The sequence below is a fragment of the Elioraea sp. Yellowstone genome (assembly GCF_006704265.1).
In the GTDB taxonomy this organism is placed as follows: domain Bacteria; phylum Pseudomonadota; class Alphaproteobacteria; order Acetobacterales; family Acetobacteraceae; genus Elioraea.
Genome location: NZ_VIKA01000134.1, coordinates 1 through 8,617, shown reverse-complemented (window position 1 = coordinate 8,617; position 8,617 = coordinate 1). Strand labels below are relative to the sequence as shown.

Genomic DNA, 8,617 nt, shown 5'->3' with positions numbered 1-8,617 from the left:
GCGCAGCGACGCGCCCAGCGTCCGGCCCAGCCGCGCGGCATCCCGCGGCGGGCCCTCGAGCGTGCGCCTGAGCAGGAACGAGCCGTCCGCGCGCGCGACCAGGCCGGTCAGGCGCAGCGTGCGGTCGGCGGTCAGGCGCGCGTAGCCGCCGATCGGCGTGCGGCAGGAGCCGTCGAGGGCGGCGAGCAGCGCGCGCTCGGCGGTCGCGACCGCGCGCGACTCCCAGTCCTCGATCGCGGCCAGAAGCTCGCGCAGCTCCTCGTCGCGCTCGCGCACGGTCACGCCGATGATGCCCTGGCCGGCGGCGGGCACCATCACCTCGGGGTCGAGGATCGCCGCGGCCTCGTGCTCGAGCGCGAGGCGCTTGAGCCCGGCGACGGCGAGCATGGAGGCGCGGACCTCGCCCCCCCGCACCTTGGCGAGCCGGGTCTGCACGTTGCCGCGGATCATGGCCACCGAGAGGTCGGGCCGTGCGTGCAGGAGCTGCGCCTGGCGGCGGACCGAGGAGGAGCCGATCACCGCGCCCTGCGGCAATGCGCCCCACGGGTCGGCGGGGTCGGCGGCGCCGCAGCCCGGGCCGAGGACCAGCGCATCGCGCGGATCCTCGCGCTTGAGCGTGCAGGCGAGCACGATGCCGGGCGGCAGCTCGGTCTCGAGATCCTTCAGGCTGTGGACGGCGAAATCGACCCGGCCGTCCAGCAGCGCCTCGTGGATCTCCTTGGCGAACAGCCCCTTGCCGCCGAGATCGGCGAGCCGGCGGTCCTGGATGCGATCGCCGGTGGTGGCGATCACGTGCTCCTGGAACGCGTCGATCTGGCGCAGGAGCGGGCAGAAGCGGGTGACGAGGCCGAGGAAGTCGCGCGTCTGCCAGAGCGCCAGCGGCGAGCCGCGCGTGCCGACGCGCAGCGGCAGCGCCGGCGCGTGCGGCCGCACCATCGCGCCCTCGGGCAGGACCGGCAGCGGCGGGGCGCCGCCGCGACCCGGCGCCGCGGGCGGGAGGATCGACGATGCGGGATCGGCTGGCGGCATCACGGCTCTCCGGCGGCGGTCGTCACGCGGCGGGCTCGCGCGCCCAGGCCGGCACCAGGCCGGTCAGATGCGCGAGGTTCTTGAGGAAGATGCGCAGATGCGCGAGCGGGCGTGCCTTCACCAGCTCCTTGTTCATGTACGCGTCCCAGGTCAGGGACTGCACGTCCGGGTCGCGGCAGATCGAGACGAACCGTTCCCGCCGGGCATCGTTGCCGTACCAGTAGGACTGCATCAGGCCCAGCATCCAGAACACCGGCCCGTGCAGCCGCATGAACCGCCGGCGCGCGGCGGCAAGCGCCCGGGCGTTGCCGGTGGCGAGGAACTCGTCCACCGCATCGGCGGCGAACCGCCCGCCGAGCATGGCGTAGTAGATGCCCTCGCCCGAGGCGGGGGCCACCACCCCGGCCGCGTCGCCCGCCAGCACGACGTTGCGGCCGTCGTCCCAGCGCCTGAGCGGCCTGAGCGGGATCGGCGCGCCCTCGCGGCGGATCGTCGCGACGTGGTCGAGGCCGGCCAGCGCGCGCAGCTCCCGCACCGCGTCCTTGAGATCGAAACCCTTGCGCGCCGAACCGGTGCCGACCGAGACCGTCGCGCCGTGCGGGAAGATCCAGGCGTAGAAGTCGGGCGAGAGCGTGCCGCGGTAGTGCACCTCGCAGCGCGCGCCGTCGTAGCGCGCCGCCGGCGCGTCGCACGGCGCGCGGACGATCTCGTGATAGGCGAACACGAACGGCGTGGCGTCGGCGCCGGGCACGCATTGCCGCCCGACCGCCGAGAGCGCGCCGTCCGCGCCGATCACCGCGCGCGTGCGCAGGGCGGCGAGCGGGGCGTCGGGGCGGGCCCCCTTCGGCCGGTAGCGCACGATGGTCGCGCCGTCCTCGCGCTCGATCCGCACGAAGGTGCCGGCGCGGCGCTCCGCGCCGGCCTCCACCGCGCGGTCGCGCAGCCAGGCGTCGAAGTGCTCGCGATCCACCATGCCGACGAAGCCGCCCTCCGTCACCGGCATCGCCGCCTCGCGCGCGGACGGCGAGACGATGCGCGCCGCGGTGACGCGCGCGACCAGCAGCTCCTCGGGGATCGCGAAGTCGGTGATCAGCCTGGGCGGGATCGCGCCGCCGCAGGGCTTGATGCGGCCTTCCCTGTCGAGCAGCAGCACGTGCCGTCCGGCGCGGGCGAGGTCGGTCGCCGCGGTCGCACCGGCCGGCCCGCCGCCGACCACGACGGCATCGAAGGTCCCGGTCGTCATCGCTCGGCGCCTCCGCCTGCCGCCGCGACCGGCGCCGTGCCGGTCGCGCGCTGCCGCGCGATGCCGAGCGCGAGCCAGGCCGCGATCAGGAACAGCGCCGCATCGCCGGCGAACACCGCCGCGTAGCCGCCGACCGTCGAGCCGAGCGCGAGCCGCGCGACATCGAGCGCGGCCGCGCCGACAAGGCCGCCGAGGCCGAAGGCGATCGCCTGCGCCGCGCCCCAGAGCCCCATGCGCACGCCCTCGCGCGCTTCGCGGCCGCGTCCGACGAGCTGCATCATGGTCGCGATCGCGCCGGCGGCGAACACGCCGTTGGCGAGCCCGAGCGCGAAGTAGGATGTGGCGAGGGGCCACGCCTCGCCGATGAACCCGGCGGCCGCGAGGCCGAGCATCGCGGCCGCGGCGGAGAGGCAGCCGCCGATCGTGAAGATCTTCAGCGCCGCGACGCGGTGCCCGCCGAACGCCGAGCCCGCGACCGCGACGACGACCATGCCCGCGAGCACGCCGCCATGCTGCAGCGAGGCGAGGCGTGTCGATTCGCCGAGGGTGCGGCCGAACACCGCGCCCGCGAAGGGTTCGAGGACCAGATCCTGGGCGGAATAGGCCAGCATCGAGACGAACACGAAGACCGTGAAGCGGCGCGCCTCGGGCTCGGCCCAGACCTGCGCGAGCGCGTGGCGGAACGGCACCTGCGCGGGCCGGCGCTCGACCGCCTGCGGCGCGACCGACCGTTCCACCCCCCGGACCGCGAGCAGCGCGAGCAGGAAGGCCGCGGCCGAGACGCCGGCACAGACCGCGACCAGCCGCTGCGGCGAATAGGGATCGAGCAGCCGGGACGCCGCGGCGGTGGTGACGACGAAGCCCGCGATCATCATGATCCAGACGATCGAGGCCGCGGCCGGCCGCCGCTCCGGCGCGGTGCGGCTCGCCAGCAGCACGAGCAGCACCGTGCCGGCGGCGCCGACGCCGAGCCCGACCAGCAGGAACGCCACCACCGCGAGCAGGATCCCCGCGACGACATCCGTCGCCATCCACGCCGTCGCCACCGCGGCGAGCGTGCCGCCCGCCGCCAGCACCGCCATGCCGCCGATGATCCAGGGCGTGCGCCGCCCGCCCATGTCCGAGCCGTGGCCCATGCGCGGGCGCATCATCTGCACCGCGTAGTGCAGCGCGACCAGCAGGCCGGGCAACGTCGCCGGCAGGGCGAGCTCGACGATCATCACGCGGTTGAGCGCCGAGGTGGTGAGCACGACGATCGCGCCGAGTGCGGTCTGCACCAGGCCGAGCCGCACGATCCCGGCCCAGGAGAGGCTGCGCGCGGTCACGGCGCGGCTCCGGCGGCGAGCGGCGCGACCGCGAAGGCGGAGGCGAGCATGCCGAGCACGTAGAGGCTCGTTCCGGTGGCGTTGTACCAGGGCGCGCGCCCGCGCGGATCGGCGAGCAGGCGGGCCATCAGCGCGACCTGGACCGCGACCAGGGCGCCGACGATCCCGGCATGGACCGGCCGGCCCCAGGCGGCCAGCAGCGCGACCACCGCGAGCTGCGGCGCCGCCATGGCCAGGCAGGCGAGGCGCGCGGCCCGGGCGGCGCCGAGCCGGACCGGCAGCGAGCGGATGCCCATGCGCCGATCGCCCTCGACCGACTTGAAGTCGTTCAGCGTCATGATGCCGACCGCGCCCAGGCTGTAGAGCGCGGCGAGGGCGAGGATGCGCCCATCCGGCACGCCGCCGGCGGCGATCGCGGCACCGGTCACCCAGGGCAGGCCCTCGTAGCAGGCCGCGCACGCGGTCGCCGAGAGCCAGCCCTCGCGCTTCAGCCGCAGCGGCGGCGCCGAGTAGGCCCAGGCGAGTGCGACGCCGAGCGCGGCGGCCCAGAAGACGAAGGCGCCGAGCGCGGCGGCGACCGCGAGGGAGAGCCCGGTCCAGGCGAGCGCGATCCCGAGGCCCCAGCGCCCGGGGACCCGCCCGGAGGGGATCGGCCGGTCCGGCTCGTTGATCGCGTCCACGTGGCGGTCGAACCAGTCGTTCACCGCCTGGCTCATGCCGCAGACGAGCGGCCCGGCCAGCAGCAGCCCGACCGCCACGACCGGCAGCGACGGCCAGGCCGGCCCGCCGGCGGAGACGACGCCGCAGCCGAACGCCCACATCGGCGCGAACCAGGTGATCGGCTTGAGGAGTTCGAGCGCCGCGCGCGGCGACGGCACCCGGACGGGGCGGGACCCGGCGGCGTATGCGCGACCGATCCCGCCCGGCATCAATCCCCCTCGCCGCCGTCGTCCGGGCCGATCAGCCCGTAGCGGCGCAGCTTCACGTAGAGGCTCTGGCGCGACAGCCCGAGCATCTCGGCGGCCGAGGCGCGGTTGTCGTTGGTGAGTTCGAGCGCGGCCTCGATGCAGAGCCGCTCGATCACGTCGGTCGCCTCGCGCACGAGCTCCTTGAGCGGCACGCGGCCGATCAGCTCGGTGAGCTGCTCGACCGAGCGGGTCGCCGCGGCGTCGGCCTGCGGGGGCGGGGCGCGGCGCGGTCCGACGTCGCGGATGGTGAAGCCGAAGGCCTGGCTGCCGCTGTTCACCACCGCCGCCGCCGAGATCTCGACCTCGCGGGTGGCGGCGAAGGCGCCGCGCAGCGTCGTGGCGAAGAGCCGCACCGGCGCGCCGCCGCGCAGGGTGGCCAGCAGCACGTCGAGATCGACCCGGGACCGGCCGAGCCAGCGGTCCAGCGTCTCGCCCCTCGCCTGCTCCTCGGCGGCGAGCTGGGTCATCTCGAGGAACGCCGCGTTCGCGGCCAGGACGCGGCCGTCACCGTCGGTGACCACGAAGCCGTCGGGCGAGGCGTCGATCAGCGTCAGCAGCTTGGACTTCTGCCTGGGCAGGGTGACGGTCGTCTCGTCGCCCGGCGTCTGGGCGAAGCGGACCAGCAGCAAGGTGGCGCCGTCCTGGCGGAACAGCGTGGCCGAGACGATGCTGTCCTGGGCCTGGCCGGCCAGGCGGCCGACCACCGCATCGGCGCGCCCGGTGATCCGGAGCGCGGCGAGGAGCGTCTCGATCCCGGGACGGCTGGCCGGATCGAACAGCTCGAGCAGGGGCGTGCCGATCAGCCGTCGCGCGGGCCGGACCGGCAGCCCTGCGGCGGCCGGGTTCGCCTCGATGATCCGTCCCGAGGCGGCATCGGCGATCAGCACCGGCTCGGCGGCGGTCTGGAACAGGAGGCGGTAGCGGGTCTCGGCCTGGCGCAGCCGCGAGTAGTCGCGCTCGAGCGAGGCCTGGGCCTCGACCAGGCGCTGCTGGAGGTCGGCGATCGGGCGGAGGTCGCGGCCGAAGACCACGGTGCGCGCGCCGCCGGGCAGGCGGCGGGCGTGGACCAGCAGCGGCAGGGGCGCGCCCGCCCCGCCGATCTGGTTCACGTGGCGCCAGCGCGGCGGTGCGTTCGCGGCGGCGTCGGCGAGGATCTCGCCGATCTTGGGGCGGCTGTCCTCGGCCACGGTGTCCGCCCAGGCGCGCCCGATCAGGGCCTCCCGCGCGAGGGCACGATCGAGATCGTCGCTGCCGGCGGCGATGTCCCGGATCACGCCACCCTCACCGAGGATCAGGGTCACATCCGCCGCTGCGCTGATGAGGGCCGCCGCGGCATCGGCGTCGAGGGCGCCGAGCGAATCCCTCGCGTCCGTGAACGACGTCACAGGGGTGGGTATCCTTTGTTGCTAAGCCGCTTCCTCTCAACGGCCTTGCGTAGCGCGAAAGCATCGGTCCGTCCATTCTCAGCGCCGGCCGGCCATGAGCGCGGCCAGGCTCTCGGCCTGCACGACGGCATGGCGCGCATCGAGCGCCATCGCGTCGGCGCCGACCTGGGCGACGAATTCGGGATGGTCCCGGAACAGCGGGCCGCCGACCATGACGCCGATCGCGCTGTTGCAGGAGGCGTGGCGCAGCGCGTGCACGGCGGCGGCGATCACGTCGAGGCGCGTGGTGCAGCTCACCGAGAGCCCGGCCACGGCGAACCACTGCTGCCGCACGAGGTCGCAGAGGGCGGCGCAGGACAGCACGCGCCCGTTGTCCACCGACCAGCCGGCGCGGCGCAGGAACTCGGCGACCAGGACGAGGGCGAAACTGTGCTGCTCGCCCGGCAGCGGCGCGAGCAGCACCCGGCGCTGCGGGTCGGGGCGGAGGTCGTCCTGGTGGAAGGCCGGGGCGAGGGCGTGGACGAGGCGCTGGAGGCAGGCGAGGCCGATCGTCACCTCGACGATCGAGGCGGTGTCGTCGTGCCACATCTGGCCGAGCAGGGCGGCGGCCGGCGAGACGAGATCGAGATAGAGCGTCTCGAGACCGGCACCGCGGGCGCAGAGCCGCTCGATGAGGGCGAGTGCCGCGTCGAGGTCGTTGCGGCGCGCGGCCTCCGCCAGGGTGGCGATGTCGGCTCCGGCCGGCGCGCCCTGCGCGGCCGCGACCGGGGGGGAGGCCGGCGGCCGGTGCGCGAGCACGATCCGGGGCACGACCTCGCTCGCGATGGCGTCGTCGAGCGCGGGGTGGGCGTCGGGCAGCCCGTCCGCGGGCCGGGGGGAGGCGAGGGGGTCGCCCCTGGCGGGGCCGGCGCGCTCCGGCCAGGACGCGGTCCCGCCGGTGGCCGGGTCGTCGCTGCTGCCCGCCGTGGCCCAGGGCTCGTGGAACATCATGGACGCCTCCACCCGCATCTGACCTTGGGCGGGGCGCGGATGTCAAGAAAAGCTTACGTCAATCGAGCTTGACACTTGCGCTCCGCCTTCTCTAGCCTTCCCCGGCAGCCGCAGAGGCTGCGGGGAGGGACGAATGCAACGGCACCGCAACAAAAACGCCGCACGCCCGGGGCGCCTCCCGGACCGCGCCGCCCGCCTGGGCCGACGGCGATGACGCCAGCGTGATCCGAGGGGCAGGGAGCTTGTCAAGCGATGTTTACACCGCCCGTGCTTGATCGCCTGATCGCCTGGGTCGATGCCTGCCCGTGGGCAGCGGCGACCGGCTGCCGGCATCGCCCGGCGATGCCGCCGCGCCGAGCCCGGCGAGCCCGGCCGGCACCGCCCAGGCCGCTCTACACCCCCGAGGAGCGCGCGCGCCGCGACGCCTCGCCCTGGACCGTCGTCCAGGGGATCCTCGCGCCGCTGCAGTTCGCCGTCTTCCTCGTCAGCCTGGCGCTGGTGGTGCGCTTCCTGGTCACCGGCGAGGGGCTGCTGCTCGCCACCGTCTCGGTGATCGCCAAGACCGTGGTGCTCTACACCATCATGATCACCGGCGCGATCTGGGAGAGGGAGGTCTTCGGCCGCTACCTCTTCGCCCGTCCGTTCTTCTGGGAGGACGTCTTCTCGCTGCTCGTGATCGCGCTGCACACCGCCTATCTGGCGATGCTCGTGCTCGGTCTCGGCGATGCGCGCGGGCAGATGATGGTCGCGCTGGCCGCCTATGCCGCCTATGTCGTCAACGCCGCCCAGTTCCTGCTGAAGCTGCGCGCCGGGCGCCGCGAGGGAACGCGCTGGACGGGCGCCTCGGCCGGAGCGGCGGCGGACGCCGCGCCATGACCGCGCGGGCCGCCCTCGCGCGCGCCGGCGGCTGTGCCGATGCCCCGGTGCTGCGCGAGCGCGGCCAGCGCGAGGTGTTCTGCGGCCTGACCGGCATCGTCTGGCTGCACCGCAAGATCCAGGACGCGTTCTTCCTGGTGGTCGGCAGCCGCACCTGCGCGCATCTGATGCAGTCCGCCGCCGGGGTGATGATCTTCGCCGAGCCGCGCTTCGCGACCGCCATCATCGAGGAGCGCGACCTCGCCGGCCTCGCCGACGCGAACGCGGAGCTCGACCGCGTGGTGGCCCAGCTTCTGGCGCGCCGGCCCGACATCCGGCTCCTGTTCCTGGTCGGCTCCTGCCCCTCGGAGGTGATCAAGCTCGACCTCGCGCGCGCGGCCGAGCGCCTCAACGCGCGCTTCGCGCCCGGCGTGCGCGTGCTGAACTACTCGGGCAGCGGCATCGAGACGACCTTCACCCAGGGCGAGGATGCCTGCCTCGCCGCGCTGGTGCCGGAACTGCCCGCGGCCGAGGGAGCGCCGCGCCTGCTCGTGGTCGGCGCGCTCGCCGAGGTGGTCGAGGATCAGCTCCGCCGCCTGTTCGCCGCGATGGGCGTGGGGCCGGTCGATTTCCTGCCGCCGCGCCGCGCCGATGCGCTGCCGCCGGTGGGCGCGGCGACGCGGTTCCTGCTCGCCCAGCCCTGGCTCGGCGAGACCGCGCGCCTACTCGAGTCGCGCGGCGCCGTGCATCTGCCCGCGCCGTTCCCGCTCGGCGCCGAGGGCACGACGCTCTGGCTGCACGCCGCGGCGCGCGCCTTCGCGG

General features: G+C 75.1%; 8 protein-coding genes. 2 read left to right on the top strand and 6 right to left on the bottom strand.

The window, feature by feature from the left end; genetic code table 11:
* The 6 genes from hemC to FK498_RS15155 all read right to left on the bottom strand — a co-directional run.
* A partial coding sequence (gene hemC / locus FK498_RS15180; RefSeq protein ID WP_237560964.1) for a hydroxymethylbilane synthase occupies positions 1–936 on the bottom strand: 936 nt, incomplete at its 3' end.
* A gap of 115 nt (positions 937–1,051) precedes the next feature.
* Positions 1,052–2,272: a geranylgeranyl diphosphate reductase gene (locus FK498_RS15175; RefSeq protein ID WP_141855980.1), complete on the bottom strand. Its 1,221-nt coding sequence runs from the start codon at positions 2,270–2,272 to the stop codon at positions 1,052–1,054.
* Positions 2,269–3,597, bottom strand: a complete 1,329-nt coding sequence (locus tag FK498_RS15170) for a BCD family MFS transporter (protein WP_141855977.1) — start codon at positions 3,595–3,597, stop codon at positions 2,269–2,271. Before FK498_RS15170 ends, FK498_RS15175 begins: the two co-directional genes overlap by 4 nt.
* A complete protein-coding gene (gene chlG, locus FK498_RS15165) occupies positions 3,594–4,526 on the bottom strand; it encodes a chlorophyll synthase ChlG (protein WP_141855975.1) in 933 nt (310 codons plus the stop codon). The genes FK498_RS15170 and chlG overlap by 4 nt, the downstream gene beginning before the upstream one ends.
* Positions 4,526–5,950, bottom strand: a complete 1,425-nt coding sequence (ppsR, locus tag FK498_RS15160; protein ID WP_141855973.1) for a transcriptional regulator PpsR — start codon at positions 5,948–5,950, stop codon at positions 4,526–4,528. The genes chlG and ppsR overlap by 1 nt, the downstream gene beginning before the upstream one ends.
* A gap of 78 nt (positions 5,951–6,028) precedes the next feature.
* Entirely contained in the window at positions 6,029–6,940 is a 912-nt protein-coding gene (locus FK498_RS15155; protein WP_161988437.1) for a B12-binding domain-containing protein, read from the bottom strand.
* Positions 6,941–7,192: 252 nt separating this feature from the next.
* Here FK498_RS15155 and bchF point away from each other — a divergent pair, with 252 nt between their 5' ends.
* Together bchF and FK498_RS15145 are read left to right on the top strand one after the other, a co-directional pair.
* Positions 7,193–7,816 carry a 2-vinyl bacteriochlorophyllide hydratase gene (gene bchF / locus FK498_RS15150; protein ID WP_141855969.1) on the top strand — a complete coding sequence of 208 codons (624 nt, stop codon included), beginning with the start codon at positions 7,193–7,195 and terminating at the stop codon, positions 7,814–7,816.
* A partial coding sequence (locus tag FK498_RS15145; RefSeq protein ID WP_141855967.1) for a ferredoxin:protochlorophyllide reductase (ATP-dependent) subunit N occupies positions 7,813–8,617 on the top strand: 805 nt, incomplete at its 3' end. The genes bchF and FK498_RS15145, both read left to right, overlap by 4 nt.